This window comes from Bradyrhizobium commune (genome assembly GCF_015624505.1).
In the GTDB taxonomy this organism is placed as follows: Bacteria; Pseudomonadota; Alphaproteobacteria; order Rhizobiales; family Xanthobacteraceae; genus Bradyrhizobium; species Bradyrhizobium commune.
This window is the reverse complement of sequence record NZ_CP061379.1, coordinates 6,562,486-6,584,754: the sequence shown is the minus strand read 5'-3', so window position 1 is coordinate 6,584,754 and position 22,269 is coordinate 6,562,486. Positions and strand designations below refer to the sequence as shown.

The following is a 22,269-nucleotide window of genomic DNA, read 5'->3' as shown; positions in this document are numbered from 1 at the left end:
TGTTCGGGCTTGCAAGCGGCAGTGTTTTGTTCTTCCGACGCCGTCATGGTGCTTCGCAATCCGAAGCGGTGTCCACGAATGCTCGGACGAATTTCAAGTCCCCCTTGTCTCGTGGGCTTACGACATAAGTTTTGAAGTCCACGTCAAGTTGGACCACCGGTCTCATGACGATGTGCCTCGAAGGAAAAATGCTGTCATCCAGAAGTATGCCGACGCCAATGCCGTGTAGAACCGCTTCTTTTAGGACGGGATAGGTCGTCACCTGGATAGTGTTCGAAAGCTTGATACCTGCATGCGCGCAGGTCCGAAGCACCTCGCGCTGGGTCAACGACCCGTCCTCCGTCAAAAGCATGGTCTCACGCGCAAGCTCAGCCAGATCGATGCGTGCTTTTTTGGCGAGTGGATGTTCGCGTCGGAGCACGGCCATGAGACGAGTCGTGCTTAGCTCATGACGGGAGATTCCAGGCATATCCCCCGGCTCAGTAATGATGGCGATATCGACGTCGCGGGCGGCCACCCTTTCCATCGCAACCGCCCAAGCCAACAGAGAGAACGCAATTTTCACGCCCGGATAACGACGTGAGAACTCCGCAATGATCGGCATCGCTGGCCGTGGCGCATTCGCGATGACCGTTAAATGTCCCTCCGACAGCGCGCCGTAGGCGTCGATCTTTTCGGCTACGAGTTGTTCGAGAACCCGGACCCGATCCGTCAGCGCAAACAGTTCTTGCGCCGGCTTTGTTGGTTCGAGGCCCGATCGATAGCGAATGAACAACGTCGCACCCATGCGCTTCTCTAGCTTGGCGAGATGCTGGGTGACGGCCGACTGTGTGATGCCGAGAGCTGTCGCGGCCTTTGAGACGCTTCGGTGCCGGAAGACCTCGGTGAAGGCCGCCATCTGGTTCGAGCTGATCTTCATCGGGCAGGGCGCGTGCTCATTCGTCCATTAGTTAATCTAATATTACGACACGTGGACGTCAATTGGATTTGTTATCTCCTCGCCTGGCCAAGGTTGGGAATGATGCTCTGCTCATACGGATCGCATCGTCCCAGGTTACGAGCCTCAGCGGTTCATCGTCAGTCAGGAGATCTCGATGAAGATCAGCACCGATCGGATTCTTACGACCCATGTCGGAAGCTTGCCGCGTCCAGCGGCTCTCGAAGCCAAATTGTCGGCCCGGGAAAAAAGCGAACTCAGTGCTGAGGGGCGGGCGACATTGCCGCAAGAAGTGGCTTCGGCGGTTGTGGACGTCGTCAAGCGGCAGGCCGACCTCGGCATCTCCGTCGTCGACGACGGCGAGATGAGCAAATACGCCTATTCGACCTATGCCCGCGATCGCATGACGGGCCTGACCGGCGTCGATCAACCCTTGGCGCTTTCCGAGATCGCGGAGTTTCCGAATTTCGCCAAGCGCGTCGTTCTGGACATCAAGACGCCAGCCTGCGTCGGGCCTCTCACTTATCACGGCAATGAAATCGTCGCGACGGATATCGCCAACTTCAAGGCGGCGCTCGCGACGGTTTCCGTCGAAGAAGGGTTCATGAACGCGTCTTCTCCGGGGATCATGGCTCACTACATGCCGAACAAGTTCTATCCCTCGCAGGAAGCCTATCTCTACGCGTTGGCTGATGCAATGAAGCAGGAGTATGACGCCATCGCCGCATCGGGTGTCCTTCTGCAGATCGACTGCCCGGATCTGGCGCTTGGCCGTCACTTCCGGGAGAAGCCGATGGAGGTCGCGGACTTCCGCAAGGAGATCGGGCTTCATGTCGCAGTTCTCAATCACGCCCTGCGCGATATCCCCGCTGATCGCATGCGATTGCACCTTTGCTGGGGCAATTACGAATCGCCCCACCATCACGACATCGATCTTCACGAAATCTTCGACATCATCGTCACGGCGCGACCGCAGGCCATCCTTCTCGAGGCTGCCAATCCACGCCATGCCCATGAATGGAGCCTTTTCAAGCAGACGAAGCTTCCCGACGACAAGATCATCGTACCCGGCGTCATCGATACCTGCACGAACTACATAGAGCATCCCGAAGTCGTAGCGCAGCGCATCGAGCAATACGCCAATCTGGTTGGCCGGGAGCGGGTGATCGGCGGTACGGACTGCGGTTTTGCCAGCTTTGCAAGCTTCCACACTGTCGATCCGGATATTGCTTGGCGCAAGCTCGAGTCCCTGGTGCAAGGCGCCGACATCGCGTCCCGCCGGCTCTGGAAGAGTTCATCCAGCCGCTCGACAGAAGCCGCAGCTTAGTGACCTCGCGGTGTCAGACCAAAGGCAAACAATGAAGATCATCCAAATCACCGACCTTCACCTGGTCCCGCCAGGTCATCGTCTGTTCGACAATGATCCGGGCGAGCGCCTGAAGGCCTGCCTGCTGGACGTTGCTGCGCACCACGCGGATGCCGACCTTTGCGTAATCACGGGGGATCTTGCCCATCATGGCGAGAGGGGCGCCTATCTTCGTCTGCGCGAAGCCCTCAGCGTCCTTCCGATGCCTGTGCGGCTTCTGATCGGAAACCATGACGACCGCCACCAGTTCCGAAGTGTGTTCCCGGATGCGCCCGTGGATGAGCACGGCTTCGTCCAGTCTTTGCTCGACACACCGGCCGGGCGGATTCTGTTCCTCGACACCAACCGATCGGACAGCCACGCCGGCGAATATTGTGAAGCCCGCGAGGCATGGCTGCGGGCGAGGCTGGAGGAAGCGAAAGACAGGCCGGTCTATCTCTTCATGCATCACCCGCCGTTGCCGGTCCATTTCCGGCCGATGGACGAGATCATGCTCGACGACGGCGCAGCGTTCGGAACGGTTCTCGACGGGCACCGCATCCGCCACCTGTTCTTCGGGCATGTTCATCGCCCCATCGCCGGAAGCTGGCGAAGCATTCCCTTTTCCACCTTGCGCGGTTTGAACCACCAGTCGTGGCTTGATTTCAGCGTGAAGCGCGGAATTCCCTGCAGTATGGAGCCCCCAGCCTATGCGATCGCATTCCTGAATGCGGACGCCGTTGTCGTCCATACGCACGACTTCCTCGATGGAAGTGCAAAGTATCTATACGATCCGGACCTGCCTGTTGAGCGTCAAGTCGTTCCAATGGCACGACGAACGCAACCCTGACCCCGTATGCGGCGGGGTCTCGCTCCTCGCCGACGATCGTCACGCCTGCCTGTCCGTCGTCTAGCCCCGGCGGAGCAGTTGTTCGCGCCATTTGGGCTCTTCTTTTCAGGACCAAGGAGCACTCTCATGAATATCTCACGCCGCACGCTTCTCCGTTCTTCCGTCGCGGCATCCGCCGCATCCATGGTCGGCTCAGTTGCGGGTCCCGCCTTCGCCGCCTCAGATAGCGTCACCATAGCCTCGCTATACGACTTGACCGGAGGGCTCAACGTCTATGGCGCTCCGTCGAATATGTGTACGGAATTTGCCGTCAAGGAATTGAACAAGGCGGGCGGGCTCTTGGGCAAGCAGGTGGTCTTGAAGGCCTATGACTGCCAGTCCGACGTCAACAAGGGTCCGCAATACGCGCAGCAAGCAGCGCTAAGTGACCGGGCCGTGATGGCGGTGGGCGCCTTGACCGGCGCCGCTCGGGAAGCCACGCGACCGGTCCTGCACAGATACAAAGTACCGTATTTCTATGGCTCGATTTACGAGGGGGGCGCGTGCGAGCAAAATATCTTCTGCTGCAACACGGAAGGAAATCAACAGGTCGTTCCGCTGCTCGAATGGTCGTTCAAGAATTTGGGCAAGAAGCTTTACTATATCGCGTCGGACTATAACGCGCCGCGCGTGTTCGGGCTTTGGAATCACGTCATGGCAAAGCGCGAAGGCGGCGAGGTGCTTGCTGACGACTACTACCCCTTGGACGTGACCGACTTCACCGCGGCAATCGCCAAGATCCAGGCGGCGAAGCCGGACTTCATCCATTCCTGTCTGGTCGGCGGCCCGTCGATGTCGTTTTATCGCCAGTGGGCGGCGGCCGGAATGCTGAACAAGATTCCGATTATCTCGATTATTTTTGGTGGTGGCCGGGAGCCTGAGATCCTTTCGCCTCAAGAGACGAACGGCATCTATGTTGCCTACAACTATTTTCAGGAGCTCGATACCCCGCAGAATAAAGCCTTTCTCGCACGTTTTGCCGAGTCCATGGGCAAAGACCATACCTACATCAACGGAGAGGCAATCGGAGGCTACACGACCGTCATGTTGTGGGCGGAGTGCGTCAAGCGTGCGAATAGCTTCGAGCCCGAAGCGGTCAGGAAGGCATGGGAGAGCGGGATCACTTGGGAAGGGCCCGGCGGAACGATGGTCACTGATGGCCCGACGCACCATACGATCCAGGACGTGCGCATCATCAGAGTCCAGGATCGCGTGTGGAGTCTGATCGAGACCAAAAAGCAGAACCCACCGAATACCTATGACGGCAGATGCAACGTCATCGCCCATCCGAACCAGACAGAGTGGTTGATGCCGCAGACATAAGCGCTTGAGCGCGCGGCGCCGCATTCGCGCCGCGGCCTCGTTGGTCTGGTTCCGCGTCTATCGGTTGAGGCGAGAAGTCATGACCCTTCTTTCGACAACGCCAAGGAGATTTCTCTTGAATCTGTCCCGTCGCACGTTTCTCGGCTCTTCCGCGGCGCTTTCCGCCGCATCCCTCGCCGGCTCATTGACCGGTCGCGCCATGGCGGCATCAGACACGGTCGCCATTGCCTCGCTGCACGATTTGACCGGAGCACTCGATATTTATGGCGTTCCGTCCAATTTGTGCATGAAGGTCGCCGTCGATGAAATCAATGCCGCCGGTGGCCTTCTTGGAAAGAAGATCGATCTTAAAGTCTATGACTGCCAATCGGACATCAAGAAGTACCCGCAATACGCGCAAGCGGCGGTGCTGAACGACAGGTGCGTTATGGTGCAGGGCGCGCTCTCCGGCGCCGCGCGCGAAGCGACGCGTCCGGTGTTGCGCCGCTACAAGATACCGTTCGTCTATGGCTCGTTCTACGAGGGCGGCCTCTGCGAGAAGAACACCTTCTGCGTCAATACGGGCGGCAATCAGCAGGTGGTTCCGCTGCTCGAATGGTCGTTCAAGAAGTTGGGCAAGAAGCTCTATTATATCGCGTCGGACTATAACGCGCCGCGCAATTTCGGCATCTGGAATCATGTGGTGGGGAAGCGCGAAGGCGGCGAGGTGCTGGCGGAGGACTACTATCCCCTGGACGTAACCGACTTCACTGCGGCCATCGCCAAAATCCAGGCGGCAAAACCGGACATCGTCCATTCCTGCCTGGTGGGTGGCCCGGCCATGTCCTTCTATCGCCAGTGGGCGGCGGCCGGGATGCTGAAGAAAATCCCGATCATTTCGATCGTCTTTGCCGCGGGCAATGAGCATGAGGTTCTTACGCCCGACGAAACCGACGGCATAACCGTCGCCTACAACTATTTCCAGGAGCTCGACACGCCAAAGAACAAGGAATTTCTGAGCAGGGTCGAAGCGGTGGCCGGCAAAAACCATCCCTACATCAACGGCGAAGTGTTCGGCGGCTACAGCGGAGTCATGCTCTGGGCTGAAGCCGTCAAGCGGGCGGGCAGCTTCGAGCGCGACGCAGTGCTTGCGGCATTTGAAAGCGGCATCCGGTGGGACGGTCCGGCCGGGGTCATGACCACTGATGGTCCCACCCACAACACGTCGCAAGATGTTCACATCGTGACCGTCAAGAACCGCGTCTGGAGCCTGATCGAGAAGAAAGAACAGATCCCGCCGGATACCTATGGCGGCAAGTGCAATGTCTTCACCAATCCGAACCAGACGGACTTTCTGATGCCGCAGATCTAGCAAGCCGGGGTAGCAGCGCCGAACCTCGGGCAACATCGCAGCCTTATTCGATTGTCTCCGCTTTTCGCAGATCGGGATACATCATGGATCAGTTCGTCATATTGTGCTTCACGGTGGTGAATTCCGTCGCCCTTCTCGTTCTGGTCAGCCTGGGGCTCGCCGTCATTTTCGGAATGATGCGGGTCATCAACTTCGCCCATGGCGAATTCATTATGCTGGGCGGATACACGACGGTGATCGCTACTCATGCCGGCATCAATCTGTGGCTCTCCATGCTGATCGTCGCCCCTATCGTCGTCGGTCTGATCGGGGCTGTGGTCGAGCGCCTCATCATTCGTCGACTTTACGGGCATCTGGTGACGACGATGTTGGCGACCTGGGGTCTCAGCCTCTTTTTGATCGGCGTCGTAACCGCCATTTTCGGCAACACGACCATGGGCGTGAGCGCACCGTTAGGCAATATTCCGGTTGGGGCCTATTCCATCGGTGCTTATCAACTGCTCTTGAGTGCAATCACGGCGCTGCTCGTCGTGTGTTCTCTCCTGGCGTTGCGCTGGACGAAATACGGACTGATCGCGCGGGCGGCGATACAGAATTCGGAAATGGCAGCGACGCTGGGGATCAATTGCGATCGTGCGTATGCCGCCACCTTTATTGTAGGCGCGGCGATCAGCGGCTTGGCCGGCGCTCTCCTCGCGCCCATATCCGGCGTCCTTCCCCACATGGGTTCCGCCTACGTCGCCCGCGCTTTCGTCACAGTCATCAGCGGCGGCGGCGCCTTGATCACGGGCTTTCTGTCGGCCGCGGCGATTCTCGGGCCGGTCGAGGCGTTGCTTTCCTATTTCGCGACACCCGTCGTCGGCCAGGCCTCGCTTCTGCTGTTGGCCGTGATCATCCTGCGCCTGTTGCCAACGGGCGTCTCCAGCTTGTGGACCGGAGCTCGATAACGCCATGCTGCGTCAACTAAAACATGCCTTTGTTCCTGTCGCTCTCGCGCTTTTCGCGGCTCTCGGGCCGTTTGTGCTGGAGCCTTTCAGCCTGGTCAATCTGTCGGCCTTTTCAGCAATGGCGATCGCCGTGCTCGGCCTCGCCCTGGTCTGGGGGACGCTCGGCGTCCTGAATTTGGGCCATTCGGCTTTTTTCGGTCTCGGCGCTTACGGTTATGCGATTGCGGTCTCCAATCTGGGCGACAGCACGCTTGCGCTGCTGATCGGGATAGCCTTACCGGCCGCATTCTCGCTGATCCTCGGCTATTTCCTGTTCTTCAGCCGTCTCGGCGACGTCTATCTTGGCGTCATCACACTCTGCGTGACGCTGATCTTCTATTCCTTCATGACTTCGACCGCTGATCCCTCCTTCCGCATCGGCTCGGTTCCGCTTGGCGGCTTCAACGGCATCACGGCCATACCTCCACTCAACATGCCGGGGGAGCCGCAGACATCCTTGTCGGTGGAAGCGACATTTTCAATCTGCCTGCTCGCCCTTGCCGCCGTGTATATCGTGCTCTCGTTCGTGCGCGCGAGCAATGCCGGACGGATCATGGCGGCGATCCGCGAAAGCGAGTTGCGTAGCGAACTGCTCGGCTATGATATTCGCTTCTACAAGCTCGTGGGCTTTGGCTTAAGCGCCGCCATCGCGGGTCTTGGCGGCGCGCTTTATACTGCGGTGATGGGTTTCGTCAGCCCGAACGTCTTCGATCTCTCGCAAGCCTCGCAATTCCTTCTGTGGGTGATCGCCGGCGGACTCGGCACCTATGTCGGGCCCATGATCGCAAGCTTCGGCTTTCAGTTTCTCAGCAGCCAGCTCGGCGCAAACCAGACGTTCAACACGGAACTGATCTTCGGCGCGACAATCCTGCTGTTTGTCTTGCTGGCGCCGCAGGGCATTTTGCCGACGATCCAAAGGATTGCGGATCTGCCGTTTCTGCGGCGTTCCGGCACCTTACGGCGCAAGGAGAAACCGGCATGAGCGCATCCCCAATTCTCGCAACGCGCGGTCTGGTCAAGCGCTTCGGCGGGGTCGTAGCGGTCGACGGTGTCGATCTCGATATCATGGCGGGCGAGATCCGCTGCCTGATCGGTCCAAATGGTGCTGGCAAGAGCACCCTGTTCAAATGCCTTACGCACCAGCATCAGCCCACCAGCGGCCAGGTCCTATTCGACGGTCGGAATTTGCAAGGTTTTGCGACGCATCGCATCGCCCGCCTGGGCATAGCCATCAAGAACCAGATTCCCACAGTGTATGCCGGGCTGAGTGTTCGCGAGAACATCTACCTTGCAGCCTTGCGTCGGGCACTTGCAAAACGTGAGCTGGAGAAGGTTGTCGAGTTGACGCTGGATGAAATTGGTTTCGACGAGCGGCTGGCCAAACAGCAGGCGGCGACGCTCTCCCATGCGCATCGGCAGTGGTGCGAGCTCGGCATGCTTCTCGCAAGCCATCCACGCCTTGCACTCCTCGACGAGCCGACCGCCGGCATGACGCGCGACGAGATGTTGAAGACGGTCAGTATAATCAAACGCCTGAACGCCCGTGCCACGGTCATCGTTGTCGAGCACGACCTCGAGTTCATTGCTCGCCTCGCCCAGAAGGTCACGGTCCTGCACAGAGGCCGGGTTTTGGTGGAAGACAGCATGGAAAGGATCGAAGCGAACGAGACGGTTCGAGACATCTATCTCGGTCGCAAAAAGGAAACGGTGACAGCCCATGCTTAAGGTCGAACGGTTGAGCGCGGGCTATGGCAGAACCCAGGTCCTGCGTCGTTTGAGCTTTGAACTTGCGGCGGAGGAAGTGCTCGGCATCGTTGGCCTGAACGGCATGGGCAAGACAACCTTGCTCAAAACGCTCATGGGCTTGCTGTCAACCGAGGGCGGACGTATCGAGCTGGATGGGATCGCAGTCGAACGATCGCCTGCGCATCGGCGAGCGCGATTGGGCATCGGCTACACCCCGCAAGGCGGGCAGGGCTTCCCCGACCTTACAGTCCGGGAAAATCTTGCACTCGCCGGCATGACGCCGACCAAGGCGCGCATCAGGCCTATCAGCGAAATCCTCTCGCTGTTCCCGCGGCTCGAGAAACTGCTCGACCGTCGCAGTTCCGCCCTCAGCGGCGGTGAACGGCAGTTGCTTGCGCTCGCGCGTGCCGTCGTTCCCTCGCCACGGCTCCTTCTCCTCGACGAGCTGACAGAAGGTATCCAACCCTCGGTGACCGATGAAATTGCCGAGTGCCTGTTGTCGATCCGCCGAACCGAAAACACCGCGATGATTATCGCTGATCAGGATCTGAGCTTCGTTGCTTCGTTGGCTGGACGGGCACTCGTCGTCCAGAAAGGCGAAATCGTGGCCCAACGATCACCCGACGAACTTCTGGGCGACGCCGCACTTCAGACCTGATCGAGCCTGCCGCCGACCGCGCGGCAAAGTCGAGGGTGCTGCTTTCTCGACCGAGAGCGACGGCTCAGATGCATTGCGGGTTTCGGCCTTTTGCAGGCCGTCGATTACTCGGAATCCTACGGAGCTCGCTTCGCGGCGAGCGACCGTTGCTGATTTCGCTACATGTTCGAACCTTCGTTACAAGGAAAAACCATGAGCTTCGGAAATCAAACGACGTCTTTGCCGACGGTAGATATCTCGCGCTTTCACGGCCAAGCCGCCGAGCGTGCGGCGTTTATCGTATCGCTTCGAGAGATTTTGCACGATTGCGGCTTCTTCTATCTGATTGGTCATGGCGTCAGCGAAGAAACAACCCAACGTGTGCTGAATGTATCAAGAGCATTTTTTGCTCTCCCGGAAAAAGACAAGCTCGCCATCGAGATGGTCAAGACGCCTCGCTTCCGCGGCTATAACAGGGCCGGTTTCGAGCTTACGGGCGGTAAGCAGGACTGGCGCGAGCAGGTCGACTTCGATACGGAGGGCGAAACACAGGAACTCTCTGAGGATGATCCCCTCTGGAAACGTGTCCTTGGGCCGAACCAATGGCCGGATGCGTTGCCGGATTTGAGGAGCGTTATCCTTGATTACCAGGCCGAAGTTACGCGAGTTGCCAAGGATGTTCTGGGCGCGATCGCGACAGCGCTCGGCCAGCCGGAAAACGTTTTCGCTCCGATCTTCGATCCGCACCCCGCGCAACACCTCAAGATCCTTCGCTACCCGGGAAAGGATCAAGCTGCGTCAGAGCAGGGCGTTGGCGCTCACAAGGATGGTGGTCTCGTCACGATCCTTCTCAATGACGAAGTGGCAGGTCTGAAAGTGAGGACAGAAGCGGGCGACTGGATCGATGCTCCTCCGCTTGCCGGTGCCTTCATCGTCAACACCGGTGAACTGCTTGAACTTGTGACGAACGGGTTTGTTCGAGCCGACGTCCATGCTGTTGTGACGCCGCCTGCTGGCGTGGAGCGTTACTCGGTCGTATTCTTCCTCGGCGCGTACTACGGTGCAAAAATACCGCCTCTCGATCTGCCCGAGGGTATCAAGCTCGCTGAGCGAGGCGTCACGGTCGATCCTCAAAACCCTATTCTGAACGATGTCGGTGCAAACCATTTGAAGGCGCGGCTTCGCTCTCATCCAGATGTTGCCCGGGCTCACTACTCGGGTCTCACCGCGTAACTTTGCATTGCTTACACCGGCGGACGGAAGATTGCGCGTGCCGGCAGCGCACACATGGTCCGTTATTGCTGACGCAAGTCGGCGCGTCGCAATGATCTCGCCGTGCGATCAGGTGACCGGGTTTGGCCGCCTGCATTTGGGGCCGAATTGGAGGATGCTTTAGCGGCGCAAGTAGAATGCGAAAGCGCGATCCGGAGACATTACATCTTTCGATCGATATTCGTTAAGCGAGCAAATTCAAAGCCGAGTTCAATTGGGAGGCAAGACAAACGGCAGTATCCTACGTGCCAATGTCGTTAGAAGCCGCTTGCATCTCTCGGCGCGTCCACAGTGCGCCCACGCCGTAGCAAGTATTTTTTCTCTCCTCTACGCTGCACTCCTACGCCACCTGAATACTTGTTGAACTAACCCATTCCGTGCCTTTTCTATCCGTCCCCATCGCCGATCGCTTGCCGCGATCGGCCTCCGGGGGACGATCGTGGCGGGCACTTCAATCCATTCGGAAGCGTTCTCGCGTGGCGCGCGCATGCTGCGCACCGCGCTCGGCCCCGCGATCGCGACCTTCCTCGAAGACCCCTCGATCGTCGAGGTGATGCTCAACCCCGACGGTCGGCTCTGGATCGACCGGCTGTCCGGCGGGCTGGAGGATAGCGGACGAACGATGTCCGCCGCCGACGGCGAGCGGATCGTGCGCCTGGTCGCGCACCATGTTGGCGCCGAGGTGCATGCCGAGAAGCCGCGCGTCTCGGCCGAGCTTCCCGAGACGGGGGAGAGGTTCGAGGGGCTTCTCCCGCCCGTCGTTGCCGCGCCAGCCTTTGCGATCCGCAAGCCCGCGGTCGCTGTCTTCACCCTGGATGATTACGCGGCGGCCGGTATCATGACGGCGGCCCAGGCGGGCGTGCTCCGCGAGGCCGTCGCCGCCCGCAAGAACATCCTGGTCGCCGGCGGCACCTCGACCGGCAAGACCACGCTCACAAACGCACTGCTGGCCGAGATCGCCGGCACCACCGACCGCGTGGTCCTGATCGAGGATACGCGTGAGCTGCAGTGCCGCGCGCCCAATCTGGTCGCGTTGCGCACCAAGGATGGCGTGGCATCCCTGTCCGATCTGGTTCGGTCCTCCTTGCGTCTACGCCCCGACCGGATTCCGATTGGCGAGGTCCGGGGCGGCGAAGCCCTGGAGCTCCTCAAGGCCTGGGGCACGGGCCATCCCGGCGGGATTGGAACGATTCACGCAGGCTCCGCACTGGGTGCGCTCCGCCGCCTCGAGCAGCTCATTCAGGAAGCCGTCCTCACTGTTCCCAAGGCGCTGATCGCCGAGACCATCAATCTCGTCGCGGTGCTGCGCGGCCGCGGCAGCGAACGCCGCCTCGCCGAACTTGCTCTCGTCGCCGGCCTCGATCCCGCCACCGGCGATTACTGCGTCCAGTCGGCCAGGGCGGACGGCCAATCCTCGCTTCCCAAGGACTTATCATGATTCAGTTCCCTTCCGCGATCCGTCACGCTCGCCGCCGCTTCGCCGACCTCACGGCGATTGCCTTGATCTCCGTCGCGTTCGCGCCCGCGGCCCACGCCTCCGGCGCCTCGATGCCGTGGGAGACGCCGCTCAATCAGATCCTGGAGTCGGTGCAAGGTCCGGTCGCCAAGATCATGTCGGTCATCATCATCACCGTGACCGGCCTGACGCTCGCGTTCGGCGATAGTTCCGGCGGCTTCCGCCGGCTGATCCAGATCGTCTTCGGTCTGTCGATCGCCTTCGCCGCGTCGAGCTTCTTCCTGACCTTCTTCTCCTTCTCCGGCGGAGCGCTGGTGTGATGGCCGCTGTCGTCGATCCGGAAGTGCCGGGCTTCTTTGCGCCGGTCCATCGCGCGCTGACCGAGGCGATCCTCATGGGTGGCGCGCCCCGCACGGTTGCGATCGCCAACGGGACGTTGGCGGCCGCTATCGCGCTCGGCCTCCGCCTCTGGATTCCCGGCGTACTGATGTGGGCCGTGGGCCATGCCGCCGCCGTCTGGGCGGCCAAGCGCGACCCGCAGTTCGTGGACGTCGTTCGACGCCACCTCCGCTATCCATCCTATCTCGGCGTGTGAGGCTTCCATGCTGAACCTCGCCGAATACAGCAACCGGCCCGCCGGTCTGGCCGACTTCCTGCCTTGGGCCGCTTTGGTCGCGCAAGGCGTCGTCCTCAACAAGGACGGGGCGTTCCAGCGCACCGCGCGCTTCCGTGGTCCGGATCTCGACAGCGCGACGCCTGCCGAGCTCGTCGGCGTGACGGCCCGCCTCAACAACGCGCTGCGCCGTCTCGGCTCGGGCTGGGCGATCTTCGTCGAAGCCCAGCGCCTCGCCGCCCAGACCTATCCGCACAACAGTTTTCCTGACGCCGCATCAGCGCTGGTCGATCTGGAGCGGCAGGACGCTTTCGAGGAGGCCGGTGCGCATTTCGAGAGCCGCTATTACCTCACCTTCGTCTGGCTCCCGCCGGCCGAGGACGCATCGCGCGTTGAAGCCTGGCTCTATGAGGGCCGTGCGCAGCGCGGCGTCGATCCTCACGAGCTGCTGCGTGGCTTCGTCGATCGCACCAACCGCGTCCTGCAACTGGTCGAAGGGTTCATGCCCGAGGTGGCGTGGCTCGACGACGGCGAGACGCTGACCTACCTGCATTCGACCATCTCGACCCGGCAACAGCGCGTACGCGTCCCCGAGACGCCGATGCATCTCGACGCGTTGCTCGCAGATGAGCCGCTCGCCGGCGGCCTCGAGCCGCGCCTCGGCAACCATCACCTTCGCACGCTCACCGTGGTCGGCTTTCCGACCGCAACCCATCCCGGAATTCTCGACGAGCTGAACCGGCTCGCCTTTCCCTATCGCTGGTCGACCCGCGCGATCCTCCTCGACAAGACCGAGGCGGTGAAATTGCTGACCAAGATCCGCCGGCAGTGGTTCGCCAAGCGAAAGTCGATCGCCGCCATCGTCAAGGAGGTCATGACCAACGAGGCCTCGACACTGGTCGATAGTGATGCGGCGAACAAGGCCGCCGACGCCGATCTTGCCTTGCAGGAACTTGGCACCGACGACGTCGGCCAGGCCTACGTCACCGCGACCGTCACCGTCTGGGACGAGGACGCAGGTCTTGCCGCTGAGAAGCTTCGCCTGGTCGAGAAGGTGATCCAGGGGCGCGACTTCACCTGCATGCCGGAAGGGGTGAATGCGCTCGAAGCCTGGCTTGGCTCTCTGCCGGGGCACGCCTACGCCAACGTCCGCCAGCCGCCACTCTCGACATTGAACCTGGCCCACATGATTCCGCTTTCGGCGGTCTGGGCCGGCCCGGACCGCGATGAGCATTTCCGCAGCGCCCCGCTGTTCTTCGGCAAGACCGAAGGCTCGACGCCGTTCCGCTTCTCGCTGCATGTCGGCGACGTCGGCCACACCCTGATCGTCGGCCCGACCGGCGCCGGCAAGTCCGTGCTGCTGGCGCTGATGGCGATCCAGTTCCGGCGCTACCGGAAGAGCCAGATCTTCGCCTTCGATTTCGGCGGCTCCATCCGCACAGCTGCGCTTGCCATGGGCGGTGACTGGCACGACCTCGGCGGAAGCCTGTCGAACAGTGCGGAGGATTCCGTCTCCCTTCAACCACTCGCACGCATCGGCGATGCGGCGGAGCGCGCCTGGGCTGCCGAATGGGTGAGCGCGATCCTTGCCAAGGAAGGCGTCACCATCGATCCGACCGCGAAGGAGCACGTCTGGTCGGCGTTGACCTCGCTGGCTTCCTCGCCGGTCGAGGAACGCACGATCACCGGCTTGACGGTCCTGTTGCAATCAACCGCGCTCAAGCAGGCGCTGCAACCCTATTGTGTCGGCGGCCCCTCCGGCCGCCTGCTCGACGCCGAGGCCGAGCAACTCGGCTTCGCGTCGGTGCAGGCGTTCGAGACCGAGGGCTTGATTGGCGCTGGAGCAGCACCCGCCGTCCTCACCTACCTCTTCCATCGTATCGAGGGACGGCTCGATGGCCGGCCGACCCTTCTCATCATCGACGAGGGTTGGCTCGTCCTCGACGATCCGGCCTTTGCGCAACAGCTGAGGGAGTGGCTGAAGACGCTACGGAAGAAGAATGCGTCCGTCGTCTTCGCAACCCAATCCCTCTCCGACATCGACGGCAGCAACATTGCGCCGGCGATCGTCGAGAGCTGCCCGACGCGCATCTTCCTGCCGAACGAGCGCGCGATCGAACCGCAGATCACCGCCATCTACCAGCGGTTCGGTTTGAACGACCGCCAGATCGAGATCATCGCGCGCGCGACGCCGAAGCGGGACTATTACTGTCAATCCCGCCGTGGCAATCGGCTTTTCGAGCTGGGCCTCGGGCCGGTCGCGCTCGCTTTCTGCGCCGCGTCCTCCAAGGCCGACCATGCCGCAATCGAACGGCTGCTCGCCGAGCACGGCCGCGACGACTTCACGCCCACCTGGCTCGCCGATCACGAGCTGCTCTGGGCCGCCGATCTCATCCCTGACCTGACAAACCTGGAGGTGCCATCATGACCGCCCTTAAGACGCGGCGCGCAGCCTTGATCACCGCAACCGCTCTCTCGCTCGCTTTGTCGATCTCGCCGCCTGTGACGACGCGAGCCTTCGCGCAGTGGATCGTCTACGACCCCACCAACTTCAGCCAGAACGTGCTGACTGCGGCGCGCGAGCTGCAGCAGATCAACAATCAGATCCAGATGCTGACCAATCAGGCCCAGAGCCTGCTGAACCAGGGAAAGAACCTCGCCAACCTGCCGTTGTCGACGCTGACCCAGCTTCAGGCGCAGGTCGCCCGGACCCAGTCGCTGCTGAGCCAGGCCCAGAACATCGCCTTCAACGTCGAACGCATCCAGACGGCGTACTCGAGCGTCTACGGCACGGCGGCGGCTACGGGGTCCAATGCGACAATGGTTGCCGCGGCTCAAAGTCGTTGGCAGAATTCGGTGGGCGCCTTCGAGGATTCGCTGAAGGTGCAGGCCGGCGTCGTCGGCAATATCTCGACCAACTCCGGCGCCATGAGTTCGTTGGTCACCGCCAGCCAGTCGGCAAGCGGCGCCCTTCAGGCCGCCCAGGCCGGCAACCAGCTCCTCGCCCTGCAATCCCAGCAGCTCTCCGATCTTGTCGCAGTGCTCGCTGCGAAGGGGCGCGCGGACGCACTGGAGCAGGCGCGCGCGACGGCGACCGAGTCGCAGGGCCAGCAGCAGTACAAGATCTTCTCGACGCGCAGCGGCTACCAGCCCGGCAACGTCACCATGTTCGGCGGCCACTGAGGCGCGCATGATGGATCGCTCTGATTTTTGGCGCGCCGCCGCGATGGTCGTTCTGCTGGCCGTCTTCATGGCCATTCTGTCCTTCATCCATCGGCGTCCCGTGCCGCGGCTCATTACTGATGCCCCTGCCGTCTCAGCGCCCGATGATCTGTCGGCCGAGCTGCGCCGCTGCCGCGCGCTTGGCCCCGAGGATGCCGAAGATCCGCACTGCCAGGCGGTCTGGGAGGAGAACCGCGCGCGCTTCTTCGGCAGGCCGGCGCGGCCGTTGTCGCCGCAGGCCGCGCCGGCCACTCCGCCTGCGAACGCGACGGAGGGAGACAAGCGGCCATGAACAATGTCGGCGTCATCGACACCTTCCTCAATACCTTCACCACCTACATCGATTCAGGTTTCGGCCTGATCAAAGGCGAGGTCACCTATCTGTCGTCGACGTTGATCGTCATCGACATCACGTTGGCCGGCCTGTTCTGGGCGTGGGGCGCAGACGAGGACATCCTGCAGCGGCTGGTCAAGAAGACGCTCTACATCGGGTTCTTTGCCTTCATCATCACCAACTTCAACAATCTCTCAGGCGTCATCTTCAACAGTTTCGCCGGCCTCGGCCTGAAGGCCGGCGGCTCGTCGATCTCGACAGCAGATTTCCTGCGGCCCGGCCGGCTGGCGCAGGTCGGGCTCGACGCCGGCCAACCGCTGCTCGACGCCGCAAGCCAGATGATGGGCTTCACCAGCTTCTTTGCAAACTTCGTCCAGATTGCCGTGCTGATGGTGTCCTGGCTCCTGGTGCTGATCGCCTTCTTCATTCTGGCGGTGCAGCTGTTCGTCACGCTGCTCGAGTTCAAGCTGACGACGCTCGCCGGCTTCATCCTCATTCCATTCGCCCTCTTCAACAAGACGGCCTTCCTCGCGGAAAAGGTGCTGGGCAACGTCGTCGCCTCCGGCATCAAGGTGATGGTGCTCGCTGTCATCGTCGGCATCGGCACCGGGCTGTTCTCCCAGTTCACCACAGCCTATGGCGGCGGCCAACCGACCATCGAGCAGGCGCTCTCTGTGGTGCTCGCCGCACTCGCCATGCTCGGCCTCGGCATATTCGGGCCCGGCATCGCCACCGGTCTTGTATCCGGCGCACCGCAGCTGGGCGCGGGTGCTGTGGTCGGCACCGGCCTCGCCGTCGCCGGCACGGCGATGGCGGGCGGCGCGGCGCTCGGTCTCGCGGGGCGGGGAGCGATGACTGCTGCCTCTGGTGCTGCGGCCGCCGCGCGCGGTGGTGCGGCGATGGCGGGCGGCATGTCGTCGGCCTACAGCCTCGCATCAGCCGGTCGGTCCGGTGCTGGCGGCGTCGCGTCCGGTCTCGGCGGTGCGGGCCGCGCGGCGGCCGGCGCTGTTGCAGCTCCCGTCAGACGCGCCGCTGCGCAAGCCGCCGGCGCCATGAACGAGAGTTTTGCCGCCGGCGCCCGCGCCAGTTTCGCAAACACGGGTGGCTCCTCGACCATGGGAACGGTTGAGGGTGGCGGGGTCGCAAACGATGGAGCCGCGTCTCAGGCGGCGAGCGAGAGCGGTCCGCCCGCCTGGGCCGACCGCGTGAAGCGCAACCAGACGATGGTCCACGGCGCGCAGACCGCGGCGCAAGCCCTCAAATCCGGTGACAGCCATGGCGGCGGCCATGCCGTCGATCTCAGGCAAGGAGAATAACCAATGTCGATCTTCCGCCGGTCGTCGGTCCGCTACGGCCGCATGCCCGAACCTGCAACCCCATATCAGCGCGCCGCGCAAGTTTGGGACGACCGTATTGGCTCCGCTCGCGTGCAGGCGAAGAACTGGCGGCTGATGGCCTTCGGTTCGCTGATCCTTAGCTGCGGCCTCGCCGGCGGGCTCGTCTGGCAATCGACGCACGGCACCGTCGTTCCCTGGGTGGTGCAGGTCGACAAGTTCGGCGAGGCGCAAGCGATAGCGCCCGCTGTGGCCGACTACCGGCCGAACGACCCGCAGATTGCCTGGTATCTCGCCCACTTCATCGAGATCGTGCGCTCACTTCCGGCCGACCCGATCATCGTGCGGCACAACTGGCTGCAGGCTTATGATTTTACGACCACGACGGGCGCGGCGGCGCTGAACGACTACGCCCGCGCCAATGACCCCTTCGCCAATCTCGGCAAGCAGCAGGTTGCCATCGACGTCTCCAGCGTCATCCGCGCCTCGCCCGACAGCTTCCGCATCGCCTGGGTCGAGCACCGCTATCAAGACGGGGCGCTCGCCGGCACCACACGTTGGACCGCGATACTCACCATCGCGATTCAGCCGCCCACCGACGCCGATCGGCTGCGCAAGAATCCACTCGGCATCTACGTCAACGCCATCAACTGGTCGAAGGAGCTGGGATAATGACCCCGCCGATGTTCTCCAAAGCCGGCGGTCCGGCTTCACGCTTCTCCATCGTTCATCAAAGCCGGAAAGATAGCGATACGTACTTCCGTAAATCCGTACTTGCGGCTTTGCTGATATTCGTCCCGGCGCTTGGCGGCTGCGCGCACAATTTCATCCCGCCCGACATCAACTACGATAGCGCGGAGCCGGCGACGCTCACCGTCGATCCGCCGGCTCCCGTCAAGATCGTTGAATTGCCGAAGCTCCTGCCGCTGCCCGGGCAGTTGAAACCCCTCGCCGCGGGCAAACACGTCCCCGAAGCCGCCGATCCCAAGGTTCGCGTCAAACAGGCCAACGCCGCCGCACGGGTGCAGCCGGTCCGCAACGGCTTCATCAACGCGGTCCAGGTCTATCCCTTCTCCGGCGGAGCCCTCTACCAGGTCTATACGGCGCCCGGCCAGATTACGGACATCGCTCTGCAGGACGGCGAGCAACTCGTCGGATCCGGTCCGGTCGCCTCCGGCGACACCGTGCGCTGGATCATCGGCGATACCGAGAGCGGCGCGGGCGCGACCAGGAAGATCCATATCCTGGCCAAGCCGACGCGGCCGGAATTGATCACCAATCTCGTCATCAACACCGACCGGCGGACCTACCTGCTTGAGCTGCGCTCGACGGAGAAGACCTACATGGCCTCGGTCTCCTGGCAGTACCCCGAGGACCAGCTCATCGCTCTTCGGCGACAGAACGCAACGGCTGAGGCCGCCACGCCAATCGCGGCCGGCGTCGATCTCGGCTCGATCAACTTCCGCTACGCGATCGAGGGCGATGATCCGGCCTGGCGGCCGCTGCGCGCCTTCGATGACGGAAACAAGGTCTACATCGAGTTTCCCAGCGGGATCGCGCAGGGCGAAATGCCGCCGCTGTTTGTCATCGGTCCGGCCGGGGGCTCCGAGCTGGTCAACTACCGGGCGAACCGCAACTACTACATCGTCGATCGCCTGTTCGCGGCCGCCGAATTGCGTCTGGGTGACAAGGACAGCGAGCGGCGCGTGCGCATCGTCCGCACTGACGGAAGGCCGCGCTCATGGCGATAGGGGACGAACACGAACATCAACGCGACATTCCGCCCATCGCGCCGCCGGACCTTCGGCTCCGAGGCGAGCGACCGCGCGTCACACGCCTCTCACGCAAGATGCTGGTCGGCCTCGGCGCAGTGTCGGCCCTCGCAGTCGCGGGCGCGCTCGGCTACGCGCTGCAGACCCGCAACGAGCAGCAAGCCGGCCAGGAGTTGCTCAGCATCCAGAACAGGCCTTCGGCTGAGGGCCTGGCCGGGTTGCCCAAGGACTATACCGGTCTGCCGCGTCAAGCGCCGCCGCTCGGGCCGCCGCTGCCCGGCGATCTCGGCAAGCCGATCCTTAACGCAGGCGCTGCACCGAACACCGTGATCCCTGGAACGACGTCCGATCCGGAGACGCAGCACAAGGCTCAGGAAATCGAGGCGGCGCGGGTCAGCCGCCTGTTCGCCCAGTCCGTTCAGCAACCGCAGAGCGTCGGCCAAGTCATCCCGAATGCCTCCGCCGGGACCGCGACGACCCCGGCCGCGACACCACCTGTCGACGCCGGATCCGCCCAGAACATGCAGGACCGCAAGACGGCCTTCCTCAACGCGTCGACGGACAAGCGCACCGTCAGTCCGGACCGGCTTGAGGCCAAGGCTTCACCTTACGTCGTGCAAGCCGGCACCGTGATTCCGGCTGCGCTCATCACGGGCATTCGCTCCGATCTGCCCGGTCAAGTCACCGCCCAGGTAACCGATGCGGTCTATGACAGCCCATCCGGCAAATATCTTCTGGTGCCCCAGGGCGCGAAGCTGATCGGCCAATACGACAGCTCCGTCGCGTTCGGCCAGTCTCGCATCCTCCTGGTCTGGACCCGCATCATCATGTCGGACGGCACCTCGATCGTGCTGGAGCGCCAGCCCGGCGCCGACACCGGGGGGTATGCCGGGCTCGAGGACGAGGTCGACAACCATTGGGGCATGCTGTTCAAGGCCGCCGTCCTTTCGACCCTGCTCAGCGTCGGCGCCGAGGCCGGCACGAGCCAGAATGAAAACAACCTCATTCAAGCGATCCGCAGCGGCGCGTCCAACAGCATCAGCCAGACTGGTCAACAGATCGTACAGCGCCAGCTCAACATCCAGCCGACACTGACCATCCGGCCAGGTTTCCCGGTGCGGGTCATCGTCACGCGCGATTTGGTGCTGGCGCCCTATGGTAAGGGAGGAACACGATGACGAAGCTCAAGCTTGGGCCGCTTGAAGACGACAAGCCGGTCAAGCTCACGGTCGAACTGCCGGCGGCGGTCTTCAGGGATCTCAAAGTCTACGCCGAGATTCTGACGCGGAGCGAAGGCGCGACGACGCCGACCGAGCCTGCCAAATTGATCGCGCCGATGATCGAGCGTTTCATGGCGACCGACCGTGCGTTTGCGAAGGCACGCCGAAATGCTGCTCAGTCCGTCCCTGGGGCAGCCGAGAGGTCCGGATAGCGCTCGCGAAGCAGGTCGAGGAACGGACGCAGCGATGGATTGCCGTTGGCCTCGCGCCAATAGGCGCGGAAGCTCAACCGTGTCGGCCCTTCGGCATCATGTACCTCGCGGAAGGTGACACCCGGATAGGTGGCGCCGGTCGCACTTTCCAATACCAGCAGGATACCCCAACCGGCGCCGACCAAGGCGAGAAGCCGGTCGAGCGCCACATCGTGACGAAGCAATGGGCACGGATCAGAACTTCCCATTTTGCTGACGAGAAGCTTGTGGAATTCCGGTCCTGGACCGCGTTGTGACGACAAAAGCAGTTCGCGCCTTAGTTCGCCCCAGTGAACCACATCACGACCTGTCAGCGGATGATTCTTGGGAAGAGCGGCGACGACACGTTCGCTCCAGACCGTCAACGATCCGTCGCTCCACCTTGGATTGGGTTCGGCCACGACTGCGACGTCAATGGCAGAACTGGCGAGGTCGGAAATCAGATGGTCGCTCGATCCGTCGACCAGATACGTATCGACATCGGGGAAGCGTTGCCGATGGTCGAGGAGGGTGGCCCGGAGATTGCCGGCTGAGAGTGAGGCGTGGACGCCAATGGTCAATCGACCGCTCTCGCCTCGCGAGCGGGTCTTGAAGCGAGCGGCGATTGCTTCGGTTTCGCCGACGATGCGTCGCGCGGAGCCGAGGAATTCCTGACCTTCCATGGTCGGTCGCGTGCCGCCATTGGTGCGCTCGAACAGAGTGCCGCCCAACTTGTTTTCGAGATTGCGCAGGCTGCGACTGAGCGTCGACTGCTTGATTCTGAGCGTCTCTGCCGCTTGGCGCAGGCTCCGATGCTGGGACGCGACGATCGCCCAGCGCAGTTCTCGAAATTCCACAGGCACGGTCGAAGCCCTATGGCGAGTTGCCGTTAACCAGGTTTGAACGGGTCATTTCAGTTGCTTGCACTATCTCAGCATCCTCCGATTCGGCCTTGGCGGTCGCTCCCAAAGCTCTGTGTTTCCTATCCTTCACCACATCGATGGAGTGGCCGTTATTTCGTCAGTGAGGACTGCTCATGATACTGCTTGCTTGACGGCAGGCTCGCAGCGCATCCATGAACCGCTCACCGGCGACATTCAACGACCCGCCATTGTCTATGTGCAGCACATCCTCTCCGATCGGATTTGGGTTGTTTCGCGCAAGCCGCTGCTTCAATGATGAATCGCTCTCCCGTCCGCGCCCCACCAAGCGCTTGGACAGGACGTCAACGGGTGCGGTGACATTGACGACACGTAGTTGCGGATAGCGTTGACGGGCCAGGGGCACGATCGCCCGGGAACCATTGGCGACCACGACTATGCCGCGATCAAGCTGGTCGTTGACTGTTGCAGGAATCCCGTAGAAGAGCCCATGCGCTTGCCAATGCAGGGCGAACGCGCCGGCGCGGGCTCGGCGTTGGAATTCTTCGATATCGACAGGTTCGTGATCCTCGCCGATGGAAGCAGGCCTGGTGATGATCCGGCGGACAAAATGAAAATTAGGCTCGCACCGCAACCGCGCGCGGGCAAAATCGATCAGGGCGTCCTTGCCCACTCCGCTGGGGCCAACAACGAGAATCAGGTGGCGGCGTGCAGGGGTCAT

23 protein-coding genes are annotated in these 22,269 nt (G+C 62.1%); 20 read left to right on the top strand and 3 right to left on the bottom strand.

Translation table 11 applies throughout. The features are described from left to right. Nucleotides 1-43 precede the first annotated feature (43 nt). Nucleotides 44-919, bottom strand: a complete 876-nt coding sequence (locus IC761_RS30835; protein WP_195800404.1) for a LysR family transcriptional regulator — start codon at nt 917-919, stop codon at nt 44-46. A 175-nt stretch (nt 920-1,094) separates the two neighbouring features. Between IC761_RS30835 and IC761_RS30830 the strand changes: the two genes are divergently transcribed. The 20 genes from IC761_RS30830 to IC761_RS30735 all read left to right on the top strand — a co-directional run bounded on the left by IC761_RS30830 (nt 1,095) and on the right by IC761_RS30735 (nt 20,649). Further along, nucleotides 1,095-2,264 (top strand): cobalamin-independent methionine synthase II family protein, encoded by a 1,170-nt coding sequence (locus tag IC761_RS30830; protein WP_195800403.1) that lies wholly within the window; start codon nt 1,095-1,097, stop codon nt 2,262-2,264. A 31-nt stretch (nt 2,265-2,295) separates the two neighbouring features. Next, nucleotides 2,296-3,132 carry a phosphodiesterase gene (locus IC761_RS30825; RefSeq protein WP_195800402.1) on the top strand — a complete coding sequence of 279 codons (837 nt, stop codon included), beginning with the start codon at nt 2,296-2,298 and terminating at the stop codon, nt 3,130-3,132. 126 nt (nt 3,133-3,258) lie between these two features. Further along, complete coding sequence (locus tag IC761_RS30820; RefSeq protein ID WP_195800401.1) at nt 3,259-4,494, top strand: ABC transporter substrate-binding protein; 1,236 nt, start codon at nt 3,259-3,261, stop codon at nt 4,492-4,494. Between the two features lie 115 nt (nt 4,495-4,609). Further along, entirely contained in the window at nt 4,610-5,845 is a 1,236-nt protein-coding gene (locus IC761_RS30815) for an urea ABC transporter substrate-binding protein (protein WP_195800400.1), read from the top strand. 83 nt (nt 5,846-5,928) lie between these two features. Then, nucleotides 5,929-6,792 carry a branched-chain amino acid ABC transporter permease gene (locus tag IC761_RS30810; RefSeq protein WP_195800399.1) on the top strand — a complete coding sequence of 288 codons (864 nt, stop codon included), beginning with the start codon at nt 5,929-5,931 and terminating at the stop codon, nt 6,790-6,792. 4 nt (nt 6,793-6,796) lie between these two features. Next, nucleotides 6,797-7,813 (top strand): branched-chain amino acid ABC transporter permease, encoded by a 1,017-nt coding sequence (locus IC761_RS30805; protein WP_195800398.1) that lies wholly within the window; start codon nt 6,797-6,799, stop codon nt 7,811-7,813. Then, the gene (locus tag IC761_RS30800) at nt 7,810-8,556 is read left to right on the top strand and encodes an ATP-binding cassette domain-containing protein (protein ID WP_195800397.1); all 747 of its coding nucleotides are present in this window, start codon (nt 7,810-7,812) and stop codon (nt 8,554-8,556) included. Before IC761_RS30805 ends, IC761_RS30800 begins: the two co-directional genes overlap by 4 nt. Beyond that, complete coding sequence (locus IC761_RS30795; RefSeq protein WP_195800396.1) at nt 8,549-9,235, top strand: ABC transporter ATP-binding protein; 687 nt, start codon at nt 8,549-8,551, stop codon at nt 9,233-9,235. Before IC761_RS30800 ends, IC761_RS30795 begins: the two co-directional genes overlap by 8 nt. A gap of 162 nt (nt 9,236-9,397) precedes the next feature. Continuing rightward, nucleotides 9,398-10,447: an isopenicillin N synthase family dioxygenase gene (locus tag IC761_RS30790; protein ID WP_246791384.1), complete on the top strand. Its 1,050-nt coding sequence runs from the start codon at nt 9,398-9,400 to the stop codon at nt 10,445-10,447. Nucleotides 10,448-10,925: 478 nt separating this feature from the next. Further along, nucleotides 10,926-11,924, top strand: coding sequence for a P-type conjugative transfer ATPase TrbB (trbB, locus tag IC761_RS30785; RefSeq protein WP_195800395.1), 999 nt, complete (start codon nt 10,926-10,928; stop codon nt 11,922-11,924). Beyond that, nucleotides 11,921-12,262: a TrbC/VirB2 family type IV secretion system protein gene (locus tag IC761_RS30780; RefSeq protein WP_195800394.1), complete on the top strand. Its 342-nt coding sequence runs from the start codon at nt 11,921-11,923 to the stop codon at nt 12,260-12,262. Before trbB ends, IC761_RS30780 begins: the two co-directional genes overlap by 4 nt. Then, the gene (locus tag IC761_RS30775) at nt 12,262-12,537 is read left to right on the top strand and encodes a VirB3 family type IV secretion system protein (protein ID WP_195804826.1); all 276 of its coding nucleotides are present in this window, start codon (nt 12,262-12,264) and stop codon (nt 12,535-12,537) included. Before IC761_RS30780 ends, IC761_RS30775 begins: the two co-directional genes overlap by 1 nt. Before the next feature lie 7 nt (nt 12,538-12,544). Further along, complete coding sequence (trbE, locus tag IC761_RS30770) at nt 12,545-14,983, top strand: conjugal transfer protein TrbE (RefSeq protein WP_195800393.1); 2,439 nt, start codon at nt 12,545-12,547, stop codon at nt 14,981-14,983. Beyond that, on the top strand, nt 14,980-15,738 hold the full coding sequence (gene trbJ / locus IC761_RS30765; protein WP_195800392.1) for a P-type conjugative transfer protein TrbJ: 759 nt from the start codon (nt 14,980-14,982) through the stop codon (nt 15,736-15,738). Before trbE ends, trbJ begins: the two co-directional genes overlap by 4 nt. A 7-nt stretch (nt 15,739-15,745) precedes the next feature. Continuing rightward, nucleotides 15,746-16,069 (top strand): putative entry exclusion protein TrbK-alt, encoded by a 324-nt coding sequence (gene trbK-alt / locus IC761_RS30760; protein ID WP_246791383.1) that lies wholly within the window; start codon nt 15,746-15,748, stop codon nt 16,067-16,069. Next, complete coding sequence (gene trbL, locus IC761_RS30755) at nt 16,066-17,427, top strand: P-type conjugative transfer protein TrbL (protein ID WP_195800391.1); 1,362 nt, start codon at nt 16,066-16,068, stop codon at nt 17,425-17,427. The genes trbK-alt and trbL overlap by 4 nt, the downstream gene beginning before the upstream one ends. A 3-nt stretch (nt 17,428-17,430) precedes the next feature. Beyond that, the gene (gene trbF, locus IC761_RS30750; protein ID WP_210338500.1) at nt 17,431-18,117 is read left to right on the top strand and encodes a conjugal transfer protein TrbF; all 687 of its coding nucleotides are present in this window, start codon (nt 17,431-17,433) and stop codon (nt 18,115-18,117) included. Further along, the gene (gene trbG, locus IC761_RS30745; protein ID WP_195804823.1) at nt 18,117-19,196 is read left to right on the top strand and encodes a P-type conjugative transfer protein TrbG; all 1,080 of its coding nucleotides are present in this window, start codon (nt 18,117-18,119) and stop codon (nt 19,194-19,196) included. The genes trbF and trbG overlap by 1 nt, the downstream gene beginning before the upstream one ends. Further along, nucleotides 19,187-20,395: a TraB/TrbI/VirB10 family type IV secretion system protein gene (locus tag IC761_RS30740; RefSeq protein WP_195800390.1), complete on the top strand. Its 1,209-nt coding sequence runs from the start codon at nt 19,187-19,189 to the stop codon at nt 20,393-20,395. The genes trbG and IC761_RS30740 overlap by 10 nt, the downstream gene beginning before the upstream one ends. After that, on the top strand, nt 20,392-20,649 hold the full coding sequence (locus IC761_RS30735) for a DUF2274 domain-containing protein (protein ID WP_195800389.1): 258 nt from the start codon (nt 20,392-20,394) through the stop codon (nt 20,647-20,649). Before IC761_RS30740 ends, IC761_RS30735 begins: the two co-directional genes overlap by 4 nt. Here the strand turns inward: IC761_RS30735 and IC761_RS30730 are convergent. Both IC761_RS30730 and phnN read right to left on the bottom strand, forming a co-directional pair. Further along, complete coding sequence (locus tag IC761_RS30730) at nt 20,613-21,530, bottom strand: LysR family transcriptional regulator (RefSeq protein WP_195800388.1); 918 nt, start codon at nt 21,528-21,530, stop codon at nt 20,613-20,615. The genes IC761_RS30735 and IC761_RS30730 overlap by 37 nt on opposite strands. A gap of 157 nt (nt 21,531-21,687) precedes the next feature. Next, nucleotides 21,688-22,269: a phosphonate metabolism protein/1,5-bisphosphokinase (PRPP-forming) PhnN gene (gene phnN / locus IC761_RS30725; RefSeq protein ID WP_195800387.1), complete on the bottom strand. Its 582-nt coding sequence runs from the start codon at nt 22,267-22,269 to the stop codon at nt 21,688-21,690.